The sequence below is a fragment of the Ensifer sp. Root954 genome (assembly GCF_001429005.1).
GTDB classification, from domain to species: Bacteria; Pseudomonadota; Alphaproteobacteria; order Rhizobiales; family Rhizobiaceae; genus Ensifer; species Ensifer adhaerens.
This window is the reverse complement of sequence record NZ_LMJM01000049.1, coordinates 62,313-82,922: the sequence shown is the minus strand read 5'-3', so window position 1 is coordinate 82,922 and position 20,610 is coordinate 62,313. Positions and strand designations below refer to the sequence as shown.

Below are 20,610 nucleotides of genomic sequence, written 5' to 3'. Positions count from 1 at the left end.
TTCTTCTTGAATGATGTCCTCCATTTCCTCTTCTCCACTTCCGTTTCACCGCACCCGCATCGTCCCGGCCGTCGTGGCGGTGGCCTTTTTCATGCAGATGCTCGACAGCACGATCATCGCAACCTCGCTGCCGGCCATGTCCAAGGCCTTCGCGACGGATGTGGTGACGCTCAACATTGGCTTCACCGCCTATCTTCTTGCGATGGCCGTGTTTATTCCGCCGGCCGGATGGCTCGCCGAGCGTTTTGGCGCGCGAGAGGTCTTTCTTGCCGCTATCGCGCTGTTCACGCTCGCCTCCGTTGCTTGCGGCTTCTCGGCGTCGCTTGGTCAATTCACCGTGGCTCGGCTCTTCCAAGGTGCGTCCGCAGCGCTGATGACGCCAGTTGGGCGTCAGCTCGTACTGCGCGATGCACCGAAGGCGGAATTGGTGCGGGCGATCGCCACCATCACCTGGCCGGCTCTGATTGCCCCCGTTATCGGCCCTCTGATCGGTGCCTGGATTACAACCCACGCCGGCTGGGAGTGGAACTTCTTCATCAATCTGCCTCTCGGCATATTCGGTGTCGTGATCGTTGCCTTTTTCGTGCCGCGCGTGCCTGCGGAGGGAGCGCGACCCTTTGATGTGACCGGCGTCTTGCTGACTGGAGGCGCGCTCGCACTCACCCTTGGCGGTTTGGAGCTTTCCAGTTCATCCTCGGGTGGGACCGCTTCACTTGGCCTTCTGGTCGCCGGTCTTTTCGCCGGCTTTTTTGCAGTCCGCCATCTGCGGCGCGCTGCGCATCCCCTGCTCGACATGACAGTGCTGAAGATCCCGACTTTCGCCTTCGCAACGCTTTCGGCGGGCACCGCCGGGCGGCTTGCCGTCAATGCGACGCCATTTCTGCTGCCGCTGCTCTTCCAGGTTGGTTTGGGTTTCAATGCGGTGGAGACGGGCTCGCTGGTCTTCGTCTACTTTCTCGGCAACCTTTTGATGAAGAGCGTCACCACACCGGCTCTGCGTCTTTTCGGCTTCCGCAGCCTTCTTGTCGTAAATGGCATGATCGCCGCCACGACGATCGGTGCCTTCGCATTCGTCGACGGAGAAACGCCGCGCATTGTCATGTGGGTGCTGCTGATTGCCTGCGGCCTTTCCCGCTCGATGCAGTTTACGGCGCTGACGACAATCGCCTTCGCGGATGTACCGCCTGCTCAGCGAAGCGCGGCGACGACGATTTCGGCGATGCTGCAGCAACTCTCCCAACTGCTTGGCATCGCCGTTGCCGCAGCCGTCATTCGCTTCGCATCCTATCTGGGCGGGGGAGGAGGCGATCATAATATGCTTCCGGATATTCGCGCCGCCTTCCTCTTTATCGCCGCCATAGGCTTCGTGTCGGCGCTTCGCTTTCTCGCACTGTCGTCCGACGCGGGTGCTGAGGTTTCCGGCCACCGTGGTCGCCCTGTCGTCGGATAAGGCGGCGTAACAGAAACCGCGAGCCACTGGCGACTTTTGAGCGGAGATCGCCGAAGAGCCGAGGAAAGACCGGCGGAGGCGCCGGGCGAAAACTTCCTTCCCATTTTCAAGGCTAGAAGTTTCGCCTGACCTCCCGGTCTGCGGTTCGTAAGCAGGGTACGACATAAATCGGCGGCCGGGGCGAAGCGCCGGCTTTGGTTCGCCTGCGAGGGTGAGTTCGCCTTCGATGCGATTCAGCCATCGTTTCGCTTCCGCCGCTGACACCCAAATAGACGGTGCTCTTTCATCGGTGCGACACAGTCGACGAACTCGACTTTTTATTTCCGCCTCTGATCGCGAAGAACGGGCAGATATGCCCTAGGTCGGGAGGGCGGAACCATTCGCTCGTAGCCTCATTTTACCGAGGTATCAGAGATGGAGCGGACCAACGGCACGCCCCAGATTGCGCCTAGTGTCGACCAGCCCCTCACGGCTGCGTCGCCTGTCTCGCGTCTCCACTGCGCATTGCGGTCGCGTGTCGAGTTGCAGTCGATGGTGGACGGGATGGGAGATGGAGTAGCAGCGACCGTTAAAGTCATGCGCTGGTTGGCAATTACGATGTTCTGTGCGTTCGGTGGAGCCTGCACCACGACATCTACGCCCGGCATGACCAGCCTGAACGCATTCTCCCGCCACGCTGCACCGTGTCTATGTCAAAATGCCAGATGCTTCCGGTAAAAGAACCTCGCAGCGTGTCGGCCATTATACTGTCGGCAAGCCTTACGTGGTCAAAGGCAAGCGTTACTATCCGAAGGAGGAACCGGGCTACGATCGAAGCGGCATTGCCTCCTGGTACGCTCGGGGGTTTCAAGGGCGGCGGACCGCAAATGGCGAGACTTACGATCCGGGCCGCCTCTCCGCCGCGCATCCGACACTTCCCTTGCCCAGCTACGTGCGGGTGACAAATCTCACAAACGGCTCGTCGGTCATTGTGCGCGTCAATGATCGTGGCCCTTACCACAAAGGGCGTTTGATCGATATTTCCAGCAAGGCAGCAGAGATGCTGGATACGACGCGCCGCGGGACAGCGTCCGTCCGGGTACAATATGTGGGGCGCGCCGCTCTAAACGGAGATGATATGGCGTTTCTCATGGCGTCACAAAGGAAGCGCCAAGGTCCCCTTGGCGTCAATCGGCCAATCGGCGCGCAGGTCGCCGGCAAACCGCTTACCAACTACGGTGAGCGCAGCACCCTGTTCGTCGGCTCGAAATCTGCCGGTAACTTTCTGGCTGCCTCTGGTTTGCGGGGACGGGCGGCGTCGTATGTACTCTGGGCTTCCCAGGCACACCACTTGGCACCCCTCGGCAAGGCAAGTATTGCAAGGGAAACCGCGATTTTTGCCGAATGCTGTTTGAACAAGGAGCGGGTGGGCGAGAAATCTGTGTTGCAGGCGTTTCTCCCGGCAGCTTTCGATCGCAAAAGCCACCGGACTGGAATGACTGGCCGACGATCGCCAGCAAGGCGACGACGGGGAGACCCGGAAACCGGCCATATCCGGTGGTGTGAACGTTGCCAGAGCGCGTGGCGTGCGTGTCGAGGGTGAGCCGGAAGCTTCAGAGAAGTTAGCCGGACCAGAATTATGCGCTCAGTTTCCGTTTTGTGCGTTGGGATCGCCTGCAAAAAAGGAGGACCCGACGGCCTCGCGAGACGACATCATAATATTTCCCGGCCGCTGGCGCGGCCGGGAAAGTGAGGGAATGCAATCAAGCGAATTCCCGAAGCTTGGTATCCGAAGTTCAGGCTGACCTGACGTTTTCGGCCTTCGATTTTCCGGTCTTGCGGTCCTGGCCAAGTTCATAGCTGACCTTTTGACCGTCGCGCAGTGACGTTGCGCCCTCAAGCGCCGACACATGGACAAAAACGTCCGGTCCGCCATTGTCAGGCGTGATGAAGCCAAAACCCTTGTCCTGGTTGAAAAACTTTACGGTACCGGTTGCCATAGTCATCCTCGTCAGCTGAGTGCTCTGCGTTTTGCCGGAGCACCATATCCAGCGCCTGCCTTAGCGGCAATCGCGCATGTTGGCAAAACTTAATTTGCTGAGCCGGACCTTCTTCCTTCATACCAGGGGCCGTTTAGACCCTGGATAAAGGCGGCAATGGCGACGGCGCGACAGTCACGACGTTAAACGCGGCCGCGCGGATGTCCGGCCATCGCGCTCTCGGCTTGAGCCTTCCTCAGATGGAATCGCACGAAATCATCGAAGAGGGGCGCAGGATCAGACCTGGTGGCGGGAGATCACTTGGTTCGACGTTCACCTGCTCCAATCGCGCCAAGAGCAGGTTGACTGCGGCTCCTGCCACCTCACCAAGGTGCAGATCAACTGCGGTCAGCGGAGGGGTGGCGAGTTTGGCGCGCATGCCGTCATAGCGGGTCGCGATCCGAAGGTCGTGCGGGATCTGGCGACCGGTGGCGCGGGCCGCGTTGAAAACGCCTGTCGCAAAGGCGTCGACCGGCACGCAAAGGGCCGAGATGGAGGGATTGGCGCGCAGCAAGCTTTCAGCAGCGATTGCTGCCGCTTCTTCGCCCCCCTGTTCGTCGATGCGGATGGCGCGTGGCGTAAAGCCGCTTCCGGCCATGCGCTGCGCATACACAGCCTCCATCTCGATATAGGAATTGCGCCTTTGTTCACCCGTTATCAAGCCGACCTGACCGTCGCCCGCAAGCAGGTGATCGAGCAGCAGATGCGCCGTTGCGGCGCTCTGCAAATCCACGAACGGAAGATCGTCCCGGCCGGGCGCACGCCCGATGCACACGACCTCGGTCCCGCGGGACGAAAAGAAATCCAGCACCGGGTCGTCTCGTTCCGGCTCCACGACGATGGCGCCGTCCACCTCAAGCGCGTCGAGGCGGTCGCGGGGCCCGAGTGGAGGAACGAGGCAAAGGGAAATACCCCTGGCAAAAGCCGTCACGGCGGCGGCAGCAGCAATTTCCATGAGGAAGCCCAGCCTCGACGGTCCGGCGGCCACCGCAAAGGGCATCGATGAAACCAGTGCGATAGATCCGGCTCTGCCGGTGCGCAAACGCTGCGCACGGTGATTGGGACGATAGCCCATTTCCTGCGCCAGCGTTTCGATGCGCTTGCGCGTTTCCGGCTCGACGTAACGTCGGCCGCTGAACGCGTGCGAAACAGTTGTGACCGAGACTCCAGCCGCCTTGGCAAGGTCGGCGATAGTAGGTTTTCCCATCAGCCCTCCGATGAACGTCTTTTATCACGCCGATCGCACCGAAGCAAAACGATTTGCAAAGGCGCGATTGTGTGTTAGTGGATGCGCATGCAAAACGATTTGCATAACGGCTTGAGGAGGCCGGGAGGAGGAAAACATGCAGAGTGAATTGAATGGAGTGGTCGAGCCGGTCGATGAGGGGCTGCCGCTTCGCAGCCTGTTCCTGTTTGGCCTTCAACACGTGCTGGTGATGGCCGCGTCTCCCATCACCGCCGTCTTTCTTGTCAGCAAGGCCCTTGGGTTTTCGGACGCGGTGACAGTCTCGCTCATCAGCGCAACCTTTTTCGTCTGTGGCCTTGGCTCGATGCTCCAGAGTTTCGGGCCAAAGGGGTTTGGTGCACGCCTGCCCTTCGTGATGGTGCCGGGAGGCGCGCCAATTGCCATCTTTCTGGCGATCGCCCAGCAGACGGACATCCAGACAGCCGTCGGTGCCGTCATCGTAACGGCTCTCTTTTACTTTCTGGCGCTGCCGGTCTTCCGCAGGCTGCTGCGTTACTTTCCGCCGATCGTCGTTGGAACGATGCTGTTGCTGGTCTCCGTCAATCTTGTGCGCATCTATGGCGTGACCATCACCGGAAAGCCCGGCAGCGAGGGCTTCGCAGCGCCCGTCGAGGTCGGACTGGCACTGATCACCATGATCCTTACAGTCGCTGCCGCGCGGGTCTTTTCTGGAACGCTCCAGCGGCTCGCCGTCATGCTCGGACTGGTCGGTGGTGCGCTCGTCGCGCTCGCCATCGGCCACATGGATCTGTCGGGTGTGTTCACCGGGCCGGTCATCGCCGTTCCGCAATTATTTCCCTTCGGCATGCCGAAGTTCGACCTCGTCGCAGCCATCCCGCTGATCGTGTTCTCGATCATTTCCATGGCGGAGGCGACCGGTCAGACGATCGCGACGGCTGAAATCGTCGGCCGCCGGGGAGATGCCCATGCGATCGTGCCTTCGACCATCCGCGGCGATGCACTGATGTCGCTCGTCGGTGGCCTGTTCGGCACATCGCTGATCATCACCAGCGGCGAGAACGTCGGTATCGTGCGCGCGACCGGCGTCAAGTCTCGCTATGTGACCGCGATGGCGGGCGCCATCCTCGTTCTCATCGCGCTCTTCGCCCCGATTGGCCGGATGGCCACGGCTTTGCCTGAGGCCGTCGTCGGCGGCACGGCAGTCATCGTCTTTTCGATTATTGGCGTCATCGGGATCGACCTCCTGCGTCGCGTCGATCTGCGCGAACATGGCCCCATGTTCACCCTCGCGGCCGCCCTCTCGATGGGTCTGCTGCCGATCCTGGTGCCCGGTGTCTACAGCCAGTTTCCGCAATGGACGCAGATGATCCTCGGCAACGGACTTGCCGCAGGCACGATCACCGCCGTCGTCGTCAACGCCATCTTTTCACATTGGGGCCAAGCCGGACGATCCGAAATTGCGGCGGCGCCCCTGCAATCCACCACTCAAGGAGCAAGCGAGTGAGCGCAATCCGCCAACAACTATCGACCGCCGGCGACCTCATGCTGCGCCCAGGACAAGTTCTTCTGCCGGATGGCCCGCGCACCGGAAAAGCCATCGTCGTGCGCGATGGCGTCTTTCAGCGGATCGATACCGTGGAAGCGATCGCCCGGGACTTCCCCGAGATTGTTCCGATCGACCTGCCCAACCATCTCCTGATGCCCGGTTTCGTCGATACCCATACGCACCTGACCCAGTCGCTTGGCAAGGCCCTCGTCTTTGGAGAACCGTCGGAAATCTTCCGGCGGATCTGGGTGCCGCTGGAAGGCAGTCTCAACGAGCGCATGGTCTATCTCTCGGCAAAGCTTGCCGCATTGGAAGCGCTGCGTGGGGGGTTCACGACCGCCGTCGATGCCGGCACCCGCTCAAAGGGTCATGTCGGCGCTCTGGTGCGGGCTGCAGGGGAGGTGGGGCTTCGCAGCGTCGTCGGCTTTATCTGCAACGATCTTTCGGGAAGTGCGCAGATCGCCGAACCCGGCATCATCCTGCGCCAGGCGGAAGAGCACGTCTCCACCTACAGGCAGGACCCGCTGATCCATCCCTCGCTGGCGATTTCGATCCCGGAGGCCGCAACTGACGGAATGCTCAAAGCGGTTTCCGAATTGGCAGCCGCGTCCGGGGTGGTGTTCCAGACCCATGTCAACGAACACCTTGTTGCCGTCGAACGCTCGTTGGCAGCGAAAGGATTGCGACCGATCGAGCACCTGGCGCATCTGGGCGTTCTTGGCCCTCAGGTCCTCCTCGCGCACGCGACGCTCGTCACGCCGCATGAACTCAATCTTTTGCGCGAGACAGGCACGGCTGTCGCTTACAATCCCGTCGCCACCCTGTGGAAGGGGAATGCCGTCGCACCAGCCCTGCAAATGGCAGCGCTCGGCATGCGGTTCGGGCTCGGAACGGACGGAACCCGCGCCGACGCGTTCCGTCTGATGGACGCAGCCGAGGGCCTCCAGCGCGCGGGGTTTGGTCTTGCAACGGGGGATTCTTCCTGCGGCGGCGGCTGGCTGTGGCTCGACCGGGCAACATCCGGCGCCGCAGACGCCGCAGGCCTGTCTCATGTGACCGGCTCGATCACCGAAGGTCTTGCCGCCGACTTCCTGCTCGTCGACCTCGATCGGCCCGAGTTCACGCCCTCGCACGATCTGACGTGGGAGCTTGTCCGCTACGGCAATCGCGATCAGATCGACGCGGTCTTTACCAGCGGCCAGCTTCGGCTTTGGCAAGGCTGGCCGATTGATTGGGACGCCCGGGCACTGCTCGAAGAGGTGAGAGGCGAAACGACGACCGCCATTGCCGAAGCGCCGATCCAGCGCATTCATCCGCTCTCCGAAGCACATCGCCGCCTTGGACAATACCGATGAGTTTTGGTCTTCTTGCCGTTCTGGCTGCCGTGACATTCGTTTCGGCCTTCATTCAAGGGGCGCTCGGCATTGGCTTCGCCCTGATCGTCGCGCCGATCGTCGGTATGCTGAAGCCCGATCTTCTGCCGGTGACCCTGCTTTTGCTGATGCTGCCGCTCAATCTACATGTGGCAGCGCGAGAGCGTGCCCATGTCGACTGGTCAGGCGCGACCTGGATCACGATCGGACGCTTCGCGGGAACGTTTGCTGGCCTTTGGCTGCTGGCAGCGCTTTCGATCGAACAACTGGATCTTGCCGTCGGTGTGTTCACGGTGGTCGCAGCCGTCACCGCGCTCATAGCCCCGCCGTTCACGCCGAACAGGCCGAGTGCGCTCGGGGTCGGATTGTTTACGGGCGTCACCGAAACTGCCACGGGTATCGGCGGCCCGCCGCTTGCGCTGCTCTACCAGCATGCCAAGGCGCCGGTGCTAAGGGCAACGGTGGCCCTTTGCTTCTTCGTCGGCGAGGTCATGTCCCTCGTCGTGCTGGCCATATCCGGGCGCGTTGGGTCAGAGCAACTGCTCGTCGCCCTCTACCTGACGCCGGCGGTTCTGCTCGGAAGTGCGGTCTCAAAGCACGTGCATGGCCGCATCGGCGGCCGCGGTCTTCGGATCGCCGTTCTGGGCTTTGCCATCGTCAGCGGGTTGTTCCTTATCGTCCGGTGAACGACGCTCTCTCGTTAACCGGCCGTTGGCAGACCACCGGAGCTAGAAACGTCCATAGGCGCCGCCGGCGCCGCTGATGGCCGTGAGGAAACTGGCAAGTCCGGCAGAGCGAAGCGGCAGGTATTGTTTTTGCTGCTCGCGGCAAAGGCGTTTGACCAGGCCCACCGCCGTGTGACTGATGTGATCGACCGGAAAGAGGATCGTCGCTGCCTGCCCGACGAGGGCGGGCAAGAGCGTCGTGCTGTCTTCCATGCCTCCGTCGTGGAGGAGGAGGTCGATGTTGCGCACTCTTGCGCAGGCTCGAAGATGATCAAACAGATTGCGTCGGCCGCCGACATAGAGCACGGGGCCGCTGAGCTGTGCGGGCGGCGCGCTGCCGTCGTCTCTGAGCTGAGCTGTGATTGCCGTCTCGAGGGCTTCGTTTTCGCGTAGGACCGCGTAACGCAGATCCTGCATCTGCTCCAGTTCCCGCTGAAGGGCATCGGATTTCTCCTCAGACGCGGCAAGGCGCTGGGCGAAGGCCTCGTTGCGCGTCACGTCCGCTTCGTTGCTTGCGGATAGACCCCTCGTGCTTTTTGCAATGCGCGCCAAGGGTGCGACCGACGCGGCGATTGCTTCGGCGTGGATCGCTCTCTCCTCCAATTGCCGGAGGCGCTGTTGCAAGGCGATACGCTCATCGGCGGCCGCCTTCAGACGCGTCTCCTGCCGGGCGGTTCGTTCGCGTTCCTGTTCGAGTTCCCTTTCCAGCTCTGTCAGCCGTGCGATGTCGAGCCGACTTGCGCTGCCGACAAGGTGCGACAGCATATGCACTTCTCCGAAGATCTCGCGCATTAGTGCTGGCGATGTTCCCGGATGGCTCATCAGTGCCCAATACGGGCCGGCGATGTCGCCGCGCTCGAAGGAATTGCGCCAGATGTTTCGGAGTTCGTCTTGATCGGCCTGCCGGGGAATGCGCTTGATGCTGCTCTCGTGGCGCTTGTCGAGCGCCTTGTTGAGCAACTTTGCCGCCTGATCCCGTTGACCAGCAAGCCACACGCCTTGACCGTGCAGGGTATGGTCCGTCGCAGTGCGCACATCGTCTTGTCCGGTCCTGATCAGGACCTGGCGCAATTCTCCCGCCGTCAGGCAGGTGCCGATGATCGAGCAATGAAATGTCGAGGCAATGTCCCAGGTCCGCAAGCGATGGGCATTGATCTTGGGTGTGTGGCCATCCGGGGATGCAGCGAAGGACAAGGCTGCGGCAGGCAGGGGGACACCGTGGGATTTGAGACGGGGCAACGTGGGCATGGGCGTTCCGGAGCTAGGGCAGTTGCTGGCACTTCGCGACGCGGCCGTCCGCATTGCACATCCGCGAACGGGCCTTTCATCACAGGTAAACCCAATTATCGTTATGTTTCAAGAAATATAACGATAATGGAAAACGCGCGCCCGAACGGGAACCACAGATGTCCCGTGCAGTTTTCGTCATTGCGTCGTTCAGCGAACAAACGTGCATGTCTGAAACGGAGCGCTGCCAAGAGGTTTCCCGCACAGCAATTGGTGTGAGTTCAAGCCTTTGCGTGTAGGAGAAAAGTGCCCGGACGGCGCTGGGCAGCGAGACGACCGGCCGTTTCCCAGGCCTCAGACCTGTTTCGCAACGCTGGCGATGAAGGCCGCTTTCAGATGCTCGGCGGCGGGCGAAAGGCTGTGGTGGCGCCGTTGAAGCAAAGAGACGTCACGCATGACAATGGGGTCAATGAGATCGACTGTCGTTACACCGACGGCCGAGGCGAGCTGTCCGGAGTTTTCCGGTAGCACCGAAACGCCCATTCCGGCGGCAATCATGCTGATCGCCGTTGTCGAAAAGCGTACCTCGTACTTTGGCCGGTAGTTCGGCACGACGCGAATGAGGTTGTGCTCGACGATGTTGCGCAAAGGGTTGGAGGCGGCAAGCGTGATTAGCGTTTCGTCCTTGAGCTCGGCCCAGCGCACGGATTTACGCTTGGCAAACCGGTGATCCTCGCGGCAGACGAGCATCAGTTTGTCGCGCAGCAGCGGGGTGGCGGCGATTTCGGGGTCTTCCTCCGAAAGGGTGCCGACGGCGATATCGACCTCGTGGCGCTTGAGCGCCGGGGTTATCTGCTCTTCCGGCATGTCGCGAATGTTGACGGAGATCTCCGGATACTTGTTCAGGAATCTGGCGATGATCGGCGGTACGACCGTTGCGGCAAGCACGATCGCCGCGGCGATCGTCACTTGCCCACGCTTCAGCGAAGCGTTGTCGCGCACGTCGCCAACGGCAAGCTCGAGGTCCTTCATGATCTTGCGCGCCTGGGGCAGGAATTCCTGGCCGACCAGGGTGAGGGAGACCATGCGCGTGTGCCGGTCGAACAGGCGCACGCCGATCTCCCGTTCCAGATCCCGGATGAGGATGCTGACCGCGGACTGGGTGAGATGGAGGTTGCGTGCGGCGATGTTGAACTGGCCGAGCTCGGCCACAGCAATGAAGGCCCTGAGTTGCCGCAGGGTTATGTTCATGTACGCGCGGCCTCCCGTTACATCGCTCCCATCAAAGCCTGCCAGACCTCGGCTTGTCTACCCCGCAAGTGCGGCTTGCTCTTTGTTGCCGGCCATGAGCAGGCCGAGTTCGTCGAGACGGGCGCGGTCGGGCGGTAGTTCGCCAAGGATTTCGCCGTGGAACATGACGACGATGCGGTCGCAGATTGCAAACAGCTCCTCGAGTTCCGTGGAGATCAGCAGAATGGCGCGGCCGCTGTCGCGCTGGCGCAGCATCTCCTCCATCACGAACTCCATCGCGCCGATATCGATGCCGCGCGCGAGCTGATTGACGAGGATGAAATCGGGATCGCGCGCCAGCTCCCGCGCGACGACGAGCTTTTGCTGGTTGCCGCCTGAAAGTGCTGCGATCGGCTGGTTCTCGTCCCGGCTCTTCACGCGAAACCGCTTGATCAGGTCGCGGGTGTGCTCGCCGATGACCTTGCGGTTGAGCATGCCCCCCGTCGCGAACGGTTTTTGGTCGTAACGCTGCAGAATGGTGTTTTCGCTGAGCGACAGCGGCAAGACGATGCCGTGCTTGTGGCGGTCTTCCGGAATGTGGGAAAAACGCCTGGCATTGATTTCTGCCGGGTCGAGCCCGGTTATATCGTTTCCGTTGAGAACGACGCGCCCGGAATCGACCGGCAGCAGGCCGGAGAGCGCGAGCGATAGTTCCGTCTGGCCGTTGCCGGATACGCCGGCAATGCCGACGATTTCGCCGGCGCGTACATCGAGGCTCACGCCGCGCACGGCCGGAAGGCCGGTCTCGGCGCGGCAGGTGAGGTTTTCCACCGAAAGCACGATACGACCTGGCGGTTTGGGGCTGCGCGGCAGCTCCATGCGCACCTCACGACCGACCATCATGCGCGCGAGCTCACGCGCATTTGTCTCCCCGACCCTGACCGTATTGACGACGCGGCCGTCACGCATGACGCTGACGCGATTGCTGACCCGCATCACTTCGTCCAGCTTGTGCGAAATGAAGACGACGGTCTTCCCATCCTTCACCAGATCACCCATCAGCGAAAGGAGGCGGTCGGTCTCTTGCGGGGTGAGAACGGCGGTCGGTTCGTCAAGGATGAGCAGGTCGATACCGTGGAATAGCACCTTCAGGATTTCCACCCGCTGCTGCTCGCCGACCGAGAGGTCTTCGACGATTGCGTCGGGACGCACGTCGAGGGCGTAGCGCTCGGAAAGCGCGCGGATCTTTCGGTGGACCTTGTCGATATCGGATATGACGCTGAGCGCCGAACCCTGGCCGAGGATGTAGTTTTCTGCCACGGTCAGGTTCGGTACCAGCATGAAGTGCTGGTGCACCATGCCGATCCGCTGGCGGATCGCGTCGCGTGGGCTTGTAAAGCGCACCGATTGTCCCTTGTAGACGATCTCGCCTTCATCCGGCCGGACCATGCCGCAGATCATGCTCATCAGCACGCTCTTGCCGGCGCCGTTTTCGCCGAGCAGCGAATGGATCTCGCCTTCCTCGATTTCAAGCGAAACGCCGTCGCTGGCGATGATAGGGCCGAAACGTTTGCGGATATTGTCGATGCGCAGGAACGGTTTTGCCGACATGTCGATCACCTCATCTCGTAGGGCTGGCCAAGCTTGCTGGGTGCGGCACCCTTGCCGCGGAAGGCGACGAGCGTGACGATCGTCATGATGTAGGGAAGCGCCTGCAGCACTTGGTAGGGCACGACGATCGATGCCTGCGCCTGGAGCATGAGCTGCAGGGCGTAAAAGAGGCCGAAGAGCAGCGAGACGAAGAAGGCGCCGATCGGCGACCAGCGGGCAAAGACCACGACGGCAAGGGCGATGAAGCCGCGGCCGGAGGTGATGCCTTCGACGAACTGGTTGGAATGGCCAAGCGTGAGGAACGCGCCACCGAGCCCTGCAAGCCCTGTACCGACGAGGACGGCGGCATAGCGGTAGCCAACGACACTGCGACCGGCGACGTCGACGGCCTTCGGGTGCTCGCCGACGGCGCGAAGCGTCAGCCCGAAGGAGGTGCGATAAAGCACCAGGGTGGCGAGTATGGCGACCAGCACGGTCGAATAGACGATGAGGTTCTGGCGGAAGAACGCTTCTCCGAGAAAGGGCAGATCGCTCAGCCAGGGTATGTGGACCGGCTGGGCGATCTCGATGCCCTTGCCGGTCGAAACGTAATAGGTGCGAAAGAGGAAGGCCGTCAGGCCCATGCCGAGCAGGTTGAGGGCCGCCCCCACCACGATCTGGTCCGCCTTGATGGTGATCGTGAAGACGGCGAAGACGAGCCCGAACAGCATGCCGCCGGCAACGCCGGCCAACAGCCCGAGCGGAATGTTGCCGGTGGCTGCGGCCGCAGCGAAGCCGCAGAAGGCGCCGACGAGCATCGTGCCTTCGAGCCCGATGTTGAGCACGCCGGCGCGCTCGGAAAAGACCTCGCCGATCGAGGCGAAGATCAGGGGGGTGGCAAGCCTCCAGGCGGCGCCGACGAGCGCTGCGAGAAAGGTGAGAGAAATCATGTCGTCCATGGGTTCGACCCTCCAGGAATATCGCCAAAGTTTTGTTTTCCCGCGGGCGGTCTACGGCGACGCGGGAGTTTCCATGCTTTCAAGCCGCAGTCCTGAGGATGTCGCGCAGCTTTGCGAAGGCGACGACCGAGAGGATGACGATGCCCTGAATGACCAACACCAGGACCTGCGGGACCTGTGAGGTGATCTGGAGGACTTCCGAGCCGGAGCGAAGCGTCGCAAAAAGCCCGCCCGACAGGATTGCCGCCAACGGATTGTTGCCGGCCAAGAGCGCCACCGCGATGCCCTCGAAGCCATAACCCGGCGAAATGTTCTGGTAGAGCCGACGTGTGACGCCCGCCACCTCGAAGGCGCCGGCAAGGCCTGCCATCGCGCCGCTGATGCACATCGCGATCATGACGTTCCTGGCGACGTTCATGCCGGCATAACGGGCGGCATGCGGGTTGAGACCGACGACGCGCAGCGCAAAGCCGCGGCTGCTTCTTCGCAGGAAGATGTACAGCGCAACCGCCAGAACCACCGCAACGAGGATGCCGATGTGAAGCCTAAGGTCGGTTACCAGGCGTGGCGTCCAGGCCTCGCGCACCAGCCTTGCCGATTGCGGATAGGCGGCACTCGCATCGCGCATCGGACCGGTGACGAGATAGCTCGTGAGGATGAGGGCGATGTAGTTGAGCATGATCGTGGTGACGATCTCGCTTGCCTGAAAGCGCACCTTCAGATAGCCGGCTATGCCAGCCCAGGCGGCGCCCGCAAGCGCCCCCGCCAACATCACAAGAGGCGCATGCACCCAGACGGATAGGCCGTCGATGCTGGTGCCGACAAGGGTTGCGGCGATCGCTCCGACATAGAGCTGGCCTTCGGCGCCGATGTTCCAGATCGAGCAGCGAAACGCGACGCACAGCCCTGCACCGATCAGGATCAGCGGCGTCGCCTTCAGGAGAATTTCTCCGACCGAGCGTATGTCCTGGAACGAGCCGAAGACCATGACGGTGACGACGTCGCTGCCGTTGAAGCCGTTGAGCCAGAGCAGCAGGGCGCCGAAGGCGAGTGCGACGAGAACTGCCGCGATGGGTGTCAGGGCGCTGATCGCAGCCTGCGAGAGTGTCCTGTAGAAAGCTTGGGCTGCTTGAGAATTCACGGTCTCACGCACTCCCTGGTTTATCTCAGCCATGGGTGTGTCCATTGGTGTGATGCGGGAAGTGGCTGCGGCTGGATATCCCGCCGCAGCATGGAGGCAGCTATTCTGCGCCGGTCTTGATCTCGCCGGCGGCGATCTTGGCGCTGATTGCCTTGACCTCGGCGCGGATATCCTCCGGCACGGAGACCGGACCGTCGTCGCGGAAGGTAAACGAGATGACCTTCGGGTCCTTCAGTCCGAAAACCACGTTCTCCGTTGGCGGGTGGCCTTCCTTGATCGCGCGAACCACTTCGACCACGCCTTGAGCATAGTCGGCGACGTAGAGCCCGAGAATGTTGTTAGGGGCAACCTCGGTAAAGTCGCTGAAGATCGAGAAGGAGCGCACGTCCGGGCCGGATTCGGCAATCGCCTGGTAGCCGCCGACGGTGGCGCCGGAAGCGTTCGGTACGACGAAGTCAGCGCCTTGCGAGATCATGCTGAGCGCCGCTTCCTTGGCGGCGGTCGTATCGGTGAAGTTGCCGATATAGGCTTCGCTGATCGGGAAGTCCGGATTGATGCTTTTTGCGCCGTTCTTGAAGCCGGCGAATGCCTGCTGGATCGGCGGGATTTCCATGCCGCCGACAAGGCCGGCCTTGCCGCCCATTTTCGCAGCGATCACACCCATCAGGTAAAAGGGCTGGCTGGTATCGGTATTGAGCCCGATGACGTTGCCTTCGTGGATCGCGCTCGACGAGATCAGGAAATAGGTGTCCGGATAATCGAGCGCGACATCGCGCGCGGCGTCCTGGAACTCAAAACCGTGGCCAAGGATGACCTTGTAGCCCTGGCTCGCATAATCTCGAAACGCCTTTTCGAAGGAGGCCGGGTTCTGCTGCAGCTCGACATAGCTGATCTTGGCGCCAAGCTGTTGCTCAACGCCCTTGAGCGCGTTGTAGCCGATCCGGTTCCATCCTTCTTCGGAAACGCTGCCGGGCACGAGAAGGCCCATCTTGAAGTCTTCGGCGTGCGCGAGGTCCTGCCAGAGTATTCCGGTCAGGGCCATTCCGAGAGTGGACGCAAGCAGCAAACGACGTGAAATTTCAGTTATCATTTCATTCCTCCCATTAGATTGAAGTCCCAATCCCCCCGGAGCAGCCGTTCCTTTTTATGCGTTCTCCTTCAGGCGGATGTTTTCAGTAGTGCTCTGCGAGACCAGGCGCCCGTTCGAAAAGACGAAAGCCCGATCTGGCCCGCCGGCAATCAGCGTGTCGGTATCGATGCAGTCGGTAATGACGAAGTCGGCGCGCGCGCCGGGTCTGAAACCGTAGTCCTTGCCAAGCCCCATCAGTCGGGCAGGGGCCGTCGTGATCATGCTGTGCGCGGCTGAGAGCTCGTCCCCGCGCAGATGGCCTGCAAGCAGTGTCCAGCGGGCGATTTCCAGCATGTCGCCCGAGCCGGTCGGAACGAACGGATCCTGGATATTGTCCGAGGCGGTGGCGATGGTGATGCCGGCGCGATGGAGTTCGGCGACACGCGTCAACCCGCGTGGCGGCAGCATCTCGTAGTCGCGGCCCTGTAGATAGAGATTTGCGGCCGGCAGTGTCACCACGCCGACATTCAGTTTGTCCAGGCGCTCGGCTATCCGCTGGAACTCCCGGCGCGGCAAGGCGCTCAACACCGAGACGTGGCTGAAGACGGTGCGCCCCTGCATGCCGAAGCGCTCGACGCGTTCGAGTGCGGCGTCGATGAGATGCACGCCGGCATTGAGGTGTTCGTCGAGGTGCAGGTCGATAGGCTTGCCGGATTTCACCGCGGCCGAAAACAGGATGTCGAGGTAGCGCGGCGGGTCCTCGGAAACGGCGGGCGTTCCGCCGACGGCATCGGCGAGCGCAACGGCGCCGTCGATGTTGTTGCCGAGCCACTCGAAGTCTTGGCCCGGATGCGGCGTCATGAAGGCGACGAGCTGAAGCGTGATGCGGTGCTTTTCGGCATCGCGAATGGCGGCCAGCGTCTCGATGCCATGGAAACCGGCATCCTTGTCGACGTTGATGTGGCTGCGGATCGCGGTCGTGCCGCGCGAAAGACATCGCCCGATCGTGCGCGTCGCGCGCTTGTGAATGTCGTCGGGGCCGGCGGTGCGGGCGTATTTCGCAAAGGCTTCGCGGGCGCCCTGGAGCGTGCCGGAGGGATTTGGCGTAAACCGCAGCACCCCCGTCTTGTCGAGATGCTGGTGCGCGTCGACGAAGCCCGGCGAAACGAGCATGCCGGAAATGTCTATGCAGGCGCCGCACGAACCGGTGTCGAGAAAGGGCTCGACGACCGTGATGCGCCCGTCGGCGCCGACGATAATGTCGCTTGCCGACTGCGAGCCGTCATCGTTTATGACGGTACCGCCCGTGAGGGCAAAGGACTGACCGGGGATCAGTCTTGCGAGCAACGCAGCTGGATTTTCACGTACCATGTCGTCCCCACCTTGTTGTTATGGCGGGAAACTAAGCACGCGCTTTTAATTCAAACAAATTCATTATTTCAATTATTTGATAAATGGATCGTATTAATTGCCGATCGCCAGGCACCGTTCGAGCGTGGCCAACGTCATGGAAAGAGACGCCTGATCAACTGGTTGACCGGCAATCTGGAACGGGCCGATGCGGTCGGCTTTTGGCATCGGCCCTGGTTCGCATTCAGTGCTTGTATTGCGGTTCCTCGGCGTCGAGTTGCCGGCGAATGGCGGCAAGATGGGCCCGTGCCGACTCCGGGTCACCCTCGCGCATCTGCCGGTAAGCGGCCTCAGCGATCTGTGGGGCGACGGGCAGGACTTCCCGTCCGGTGGACATCGCAAGCACCTGCACTTCGGCCGCCCGTTCCAGATAGTAGAGATCGTCCCAGGCATCGGCGATTGTCGGCGCCAGGACCAGCACGCCGTGGTGTTTCAGGAAGACGATATCGGCGTCGCCCGCTGCAGCAGCAATGCGAGCGCCTTCCCGATGGTCGAGGGCAAGGCCGTTGTAGTTTTCGTCGACAGCGGTGCGTCCGTAGAATTTCAGCGCAGTCTGGCCGGCCCAGATCAAGGGGGCGCCCTCGGTCATGGATAAGGCGGTCGCATACGGCATGTGCGTGTGGAAGGCGACTTTTGCGCGCGGCAGCCGGCGGTGGATTTCGGCATGGATGTAAAAAGCGGTTGCCTCCGGCTCACCGTCACCGTCGATGACGGTGCCGTTGAAATCGCATACCAGCAGCTTTGATGCCGTCAGCTCGCGAAAGGCATAGCCGTAGGGATTGACGATGAAGAGATCGTCATGGCCGGGTACGACAGCCGAAAAATGGTTGCAGATGCCCTCTTCGAAGCCGTTGCGCGCCGCCATGCGGAAGCAGGCCGCCAGATCTTCCTTGGTGCTGCGGATGGCATCTGTGGAAAGGTTGGGCCGGTTCGACCGTGCCGCTTCGGTGCTGCTTTTCAGGGAATGCGCCATGAGTTGCTCCTGGTTTGGCTTGAGCTGGGAGCGGCGGCCGGCCGAAAGCCCTCCGCGCGCAGCGAAGGCTGCGCCCTGCCTGCCCGCCGTTCCGCGGTCCAGCAGCGCGCCCAGATAACGCCGGAAATTGCGCGTGGTCAAACGCAAGGTCGCGTCTGAATACAAGACGTCTTTCCATGGAAACGTCAGTGCACGGATTTCAGCAGGAAGTCGCGAAACCGCCGGGCGGCGGGAGAGAGGGAGCGCGTGCGTTTCTGGATCAGGCTGACTTCGCGCTTGATGTGCGGCTCGGTCGGCGTGCGCACGACGAGGCCCATGGAGGTCGCAAGCCGTGTGACCGCCGATGTCATGATCGCCACCCCGAGCCCGCCTTCGACCATGCCGATAATCGTCAGCGGCAAGGCCACCTCCTGCATCGCCTTGTCGAAGGGCAGCACGATACCGTTGCGTGCCAGCTCGTTTTCGAGGCGGTCCCTGATCGGATTGCCGCGGTGCGGACCGATCAGCTTGCGGTCAACCAGGTCGGTCCAACGAATTTCACGCAGCCTGACCAGCGGGTCGTCCGCGTGAAGGACGATGAGGAATTCGTCGGTCGTCAGCCGGGTACCCATCAATTCGGTATCGTCCTCCGGCACGGTTCCGATCCCGAGGTCGACCGAGCTGTTGGTCACCTGTTCCAGGACGGCGATCTCCGCCACGTCATGGAGAGCGACGGTGATATCGGGGTAGAGCCGGGTGAAGGCGTTGACGAGCTGCGGCAGCATCAAAGCCGCCTGCACGGTGCCCGCTGCAATCGAAACCTTGCCACGTCTCAGCGCATTCAACTCGCGCGAGCTCTCCACCATGCCATCGATGTCGGCGACGGCACGTGCGGCAACCGGCAAGATGTCCATGCCGGCCTGCGTAAGCCGCAGAAGACGTGTATGCCTGTCGAAGAGACGCAGCTTCAAATTCTGCTCCAGCTGCCGAACCAGCGTGCTCACCGCCGACTGCGAGGAGCCGAGCCTGTCGGCGGCGAGGGTGAACTGCCCCAGATTGGCTACGGTGACGAAGGCTCGAAGCTGTTTCAGCGTGATGTCCATGCCGGTCCATTCATTCAATTACTATATGAATAAATATGATTGTGCCGATTGTTTGCTGATTTGGCCAGCCGCATGATCCGCTTTGTACGGCGTGCGGTGACCAGATCATGAGGCCGAAGTTGCCCTCCCACCGCGCCGGAAGCTGTTCGCTGGGAGGAAAGCGAATGCATAAATCCGATACGACTGATCCTGTCGAAAAAACCTACCCGATCCCAAGTTTGATGGCCCTTGGCCTACAGCATGTTCTCGTCATGTATGCCGGAGCGGTCGCCGTGCCGCTCATTGTCGGCAGCGCACTTCAATTGCCCAAGGAACAGATTGCGATGCTCGTCAGCGCGGATCTCTTCTGTTGTGGCATCGTCACCCTCATCCAGGCGCTCGGCATCTGGAACATCGGCATTCGCCTGCCGATCATGATGGGGATTTCGTTCACCGCCGTACCCTCGATTATCGCGACGGGTACCAATCCCGATCTCGGCATGCCGGGCGTCATCGGCGCGGTCATCGGCTCCGGGGTGTTCACGATCCTGGTCGCGCCGTTCTTCGGCCGCTGGGTACGGTTCTTCCCGCCTGTTGTCACCGGCACGGTGATGCTGGTGATCGGCCTTTCGCTGATGCGCGTCGGGGTAAACTGGGCGGCAGGCGGCCAGCCGATGATCAAGGGTCCGGACGGCATGATCCCGAACCCGGCCTACGGCGCGCCGTTCGCGCTCGCCGTGGCTGCCATCGTGCTCATGTCGATCCTGCTTCTCACCCGCGTTCTCAAGGGCTTCATGGCCAATCTTGCGGTCCTGATCGGGATCGGGATCGGCTTCGTGGTCGCGATCGCTGCCGGCAAGGTGGATTTCCACGGCGTTGCCGAGGCCGACTGGGTGCGCATCATTCACCCGCTCGCCTTCGGATGGCCGATCTTCGAGTTCTGGTCGATCCTGTCGCTCTGTGCGGTCATGACCGTCATGATGATCGAATCGACCGGCCAGTTCCTGGCTGTCGGCGACATGGCCGGACGCAAGATCACCGAGGCAGAACTGACCCGGGGTTTGAGAACCGACGGTGTCGGTAACATCATCGGCGGCCTGCTCAACACCTTCACCTATACGACCTATGCGCAGAACGTCGGACTGCTGCAGATCACCGGCGTGCTCAGCCGCTTCGTGGTGGCAGCGGGCGGCGCCATCCTGATCCTGCTCGGCTCGCTGCCGAAGGTTGCCTTCGTCAGCGCATCGATCCCGAGCTATGTCGTCGGCGGTGCGGCAATCGTGATGTTCGGCATGGTGTCGGCGACGGGGGTGAAGATCCTGTCGAAGGTGGATTTCGTGGCCAATCGCCGCAATCTCTACATCGTCGCCGTCAGCGTCGGCCTCGCCATGGTGCCGGTCGTTGCCGAAAACATCTTCGATCAGCTGCCGGCGGCGATCGAGAAGTTCCTGCACAGCGGCGTGCTCGTCGGCACCTTTGCGGCGGCACTGCTCAACATTCTCTTCAACGGCGTTCCGGCGAAAGAGCCGGAGGAGGCCGAACTCGCGGACGGAGCGCCGGCTGCCGACCCTGCCTAGAGAACAACACCATTAGTCCGGCGGCCGCGCGCCGCCGGAGCCCCCAACCCCAAG

General features: G+C 61.8%; 17 protein-coding genes. 6 read left to right on the top strand and 11 right to left on the bottom strand.

Going from position 1 to position 20,610, the window contains the following annotated elements; all coding sequences use genetic code 11:
• Positions 1-10: 10 nt before the first annotated feature.
• Together ASE71_RS28145 and ASE71_RS37680 are read left to right on the top strand one after the other, a co-directional pair.
• Positions 11-1,450 carry an MFS transporter gene (locus ASE71_RS28145; RefSeq protein ID WP_060521240.1) on the top strand — a complete coding sequence of 480 codons (1,440 nt, stop codon included), beginning with the start codon at positions 11-13 and terminating at the stop codon, positions 1,448-1,450.
• A 763-nt stretch (positions 1,451-2,213) separates the two neighbouring features.
• A complete protein-coding gene (locus ASE71_RS37680) occupies positions 2,214-3,032 on the top strand; it encodes a septal ring lytic transglycosylase RlpA family protein (RefSeq protein ID WP_413814656.1) in 819 nt (272 codons plus the stop codon).
• A gap of 193 nt (positions 3,033-3,225) precedes the next feature.
• On the opposite strand, the gene ASE71_RS28140 is transcribed toward ASE71_RS37680, so the two are convergent.
• Together ASE71_RS28140 and ASE71_RS28135 are read right to left on the bottom strand one after the other, a co-directional pair.
• Entirely contained in the window at positions 3,226-3,429 is a 204-nt protein-coding gene (locus ASE71_RS28140; protein WP_034791723.1) for a cold-shock protein, read from the bottom strand.
• A gap of 235 nt (positions 3,430-3,664) precedes the next feature.
• A complete protein-coding gene (locus ASE71_RS28135; RefSeq protein ID WP_060521239.1) occupies positions 3,665-4,675 on the bottom strand; it encodes a substrate-binding domain-containing protein in 1,011 nt (336 codons plus the stop codon).
• A gap of 136 nt (positions 4,676-4,811) precedes the next feature.
• On the opposite strand from ASE71_RS28135, the gene ASE71_RS28130 reads away from it, so the two are divergent.
• From ASE71_RS28130 to ASE71_RS28120, 3 genes are read left to right on the top strand one after another with little or no spacing between them, the layout of a single operon-like run.
• Positions 4,812-6,179, top strand: a complete 1,368-nt coding sequence (locus tag ASE71_RS28130) for a uracil-xanthine permease family protein (protein ID WP_060521238.1) — start codon at positions 4,812-4,814, stop codon at positions 6,177-6,179.
• Positions 6,176-7,576, top strand: coding sequence for an amidohydrolase (locus tag ASE71_RS28125; protein WP_060521237.1), 1,401 nt, complete (start codon positions 6,176-6,178; stop codon positions 7,574-7,576). Before ASE71_RS28130 ends, ASE71_RS28125 begins: the two co-directional genes overlap by 4 nt.
• Positions 7,573-8,280 carry a sulfite exporter TauE/SafE family protein gene (locus ASE71_RS28120; RefSeq protein ID WP_060521236.1) on the top strand — a complete coding sequence of 236 codons (708 nt, stop codon included), beginning with the start codon at positions 7,573-7,575 and terminating at the stop codon, positions 8,278-8,280. Before ASE71_RS28125 ends, ASE71_RS28120 begins: the two co-directional genes overlap by 4 nt.
• 42 nt (positions 8,281-8,322) lie before the next feature.
• Here the strand turns inward: ASE71_RS28120 and ASE71_RS28115 are convergent, their stop codons facing one another.
• From ASE71_RS28115 to ASE71_RS28075, 9 genes are all read right to left on the bottom strand, one after another.
• Complete coding sequence (locus tag ASE71_RS28115) at positions 8,323-9,567, bottom strand: DUF2325 domain-containing protein (RefSeq protein ID WP_060521235.1); 1,245 nt, start codon at positions 9,565-9,567, stop codon at positions 8,323-8,325.
• Between the two features lie 333 nt (positions 9,568-9,900).
• Entirely contained in the window at positions 9,901-10,797 is an 897-nt protein-coding gene (locus ASE71_RS28110) for a LysR family transcriptional regulator (RefSeq protein WP_034791732.1), read from the bottom strand.
• 57 nt (positions 10,798-10,854) lie between these two features.
• On the bottom strand, positions 10,855-12,387 hold the full coding sequence (locus ASE71_RS28105) for an ABC transporter ATP-binding protein (RefSeq protein ID WP_060521334.1): 1,533 nt from the start codon (positions 12,385-12,387) through the stop codon (positions 10,855-10,857).
• A gap of 5 nt (positions 12,388-12,392) precedes the next feature.
• Positions 12,393-13,325 (bottom strand): ABC transporter permease, encoded by a 933-nt coding sequence (locus ASE71_RS28100; protein WP_060521234.1) that lies wholly within the window; start codon positions 13,323-13,325, stop codon positions 12,393-12,395.
• 79 nt (positions 13,326-13,404) lie between these two features.
• Positions 13,405-14,499 (bottom strand): ABC transporter permease, encoded by a 1,095-nt coding sequence (locus tag ASE71_RS28095; RefSeq protein ID WP_060521233.1) that lies wholly within the window; start codon positions 14,497-14,499, stop codon positions 13,405-13,407.
• A 67-nt stretch (positions 14,500-14,566) separates the two neighbouring features.
• Positions 14,567-15,556, bottom strand: coding sequence for a BMP family protein (locus ASE71_RS28090; protein WP_162250988.1), 990 nt, complete (start codon positions 15,554-15,556; stop codon positions 14,567-14,569).
• 54 nt (positions 15,557-15,610) lie between these two features.
• Positions 15,611-16,906 carry an amidohydrolase family protein gene (locus ASE71_RS28085; RefSeq protein ID WP_034791735.1) on the bottom strand — a complete coding sequence of 432 codons (1,296 nt, stop codon included), beginning with the start codon at positions 16,904-16,906 and terminating at the stop codon, positions 15,611-15,613.
• A gap of 223 nt (positions 16,907-17,129) precedes the next feature.
• Positions 17,130-17,918 (bottom strand): aldolase, encoded by a 789-nt coding sequence (locus ASE71_RS28080; protein ID WP_060521333.1) that lies wholly within the window; start codon positions 17,916-17,918, stop codon positions 17,130-17,132.
• A 185-nt stretch (positions 17,919-18,103) separates the two neighbouring features.
• A complete protein-coding gene (locus ASE71_RS28075) occupies positions 18,104-19,000 on the bottom strand; it encodes a LysR substrate-binding domain-containing protein (RefSeq protein WP_060521232.1) in 897 nt (298 codons plus the stop codon).
• Positions 19,001-19,164: 164 nt separating this feature from the next.
• On the opposite strand from ASE71_RS28075, the gene ASE71_RS28070 reads away from it, so the two are divergent.
• Entirely contained in the window at positions 19,165-20,556 is a 1,392-nt protein-coding gene (locus ASE71_RS28070) for a nucleobase:cation symporter-2 family protein (RefSeq protein WP_060521231.1), read from the top strand.
• The last annotated feature ends 54 nt before the right edge of the window (positions 20,557-20,610 follow it).

What these genes read in the sequence shown, in the direction of transcription:
- ASE71_RS28145 (WP_060521240.1), top strand. Translation starts at nt 11, where the DNA reads ATGATGTCCTCCATTTCCTCTTCTCCACTTCCGTTTCACCGCACCCGC.
- ASE71_RS28140 (WP_034791723.1), bottom strand. Translation starts at nt 3,429, where the DNA reads ATGGCAACCGGTACCGTAAAGTTTTTCAACCAGGACAAGGGTTTTGGC.
- ASE71_RS28135 (WP_060521239.1), bottom strand. Translation starts at nt 4,675, where the DNA reads ATGGGAAAACCTACTATCGCCGACCTTGCCAAGGCGGCTGGAGTCTCG.
- ASE71_RS28130 (WP_060521238.1), top strand. Translation starts at nt 4,812, where the DNA reads ATGCAGAGTGAATTGAATGGAGTGGTCGAGCCGGTCGATGAGGGGCTG.
- ASE71_RS28120 (WP_060521236.1), top strand. Translation starts at nt 7,573, where the DNA reads ATGAGTTTTGGTCTTCTTGCCGTTCTGGCTGCCGTGACATTCGTTTCG.
- ASE71_RS28115 (WP_060521235.1), bottom strand. Translation starts at nt 9,567, where the DNA reads ATGCCCACGTTGCCCCGTCTCAAATCCCACGGTGTCCCCCTGCCTGCC.
- ASE71_RS28110 (WP_034791732.1), bottom strand. Translation starts at nt 10,797, where the DNA reads ATGAACATAACCCTGCGGCAACTCAGGGCCTTCATTGCTGTGGCCGAG.
- ASE71_RS28105 (WP_060521334.1), bottom strand. Translation starts at nt 12,387, where the DNA reads ATGTCGGCAAAACCGTTCCTGCGCATCGACAATATCCGCAAACGTTTC.
- ASE71_RS28100 (WP_060521234.1), bottom strand. Translation starts at nt 13,325, where the DNA reads ATGGACGACATGATTTCTCTCACCTTTCTCGCAGCGCTCGTCGGCGCC.
- ASE71_RS28095 (WP_060521233.1), bottom strand. Translation starts at nt 14,499, where the DNA reads ATGGCTGAGATAAACCAGGGAGTGCGTGAGACCGTGAATTCTCAAGCA.
- ASE71_RS28090 (WP_162250988.1), bottom strand. Translation starts at nt 15,556, where the DNA reads ATGATAACTGAAATTTCACGTCGTTTGCTGCTTGCGTCCACTCTCGGA.
- ASE71_RS28085 (WP_034791735.1), bottom strand. Translation starts at nt 16,906, where the DNA reads ATGGTACGTGAAAATCCAGCTGCGTTGCTCGCAAGACTGATCCCCGGT.
- ASE71_RS28080 (WP_060521333.1), bottom strand. Translation starts at nt 17,918, where the DNA reads ATGGCGCATTCCCTGAAAAGCAGCACCGAAGCGGCACGGTCGAACCGG.
- ASE71_RS28075 (WP_060521232.1), bottom strand. Translation starts at nt 19,000, where the DNA reads ATGGACATCACGCTGAAACAGCTTCGAGCCTTCGTCACCGTAGCCAAT.
- ASE71_RS28070 (WP_060521231.1), top strand. Translation starts at nt 19,165, where the DNA reads ATGCATAAATCCGATACGACTGATCCTGTCGAAAAAACCTACCCGATC.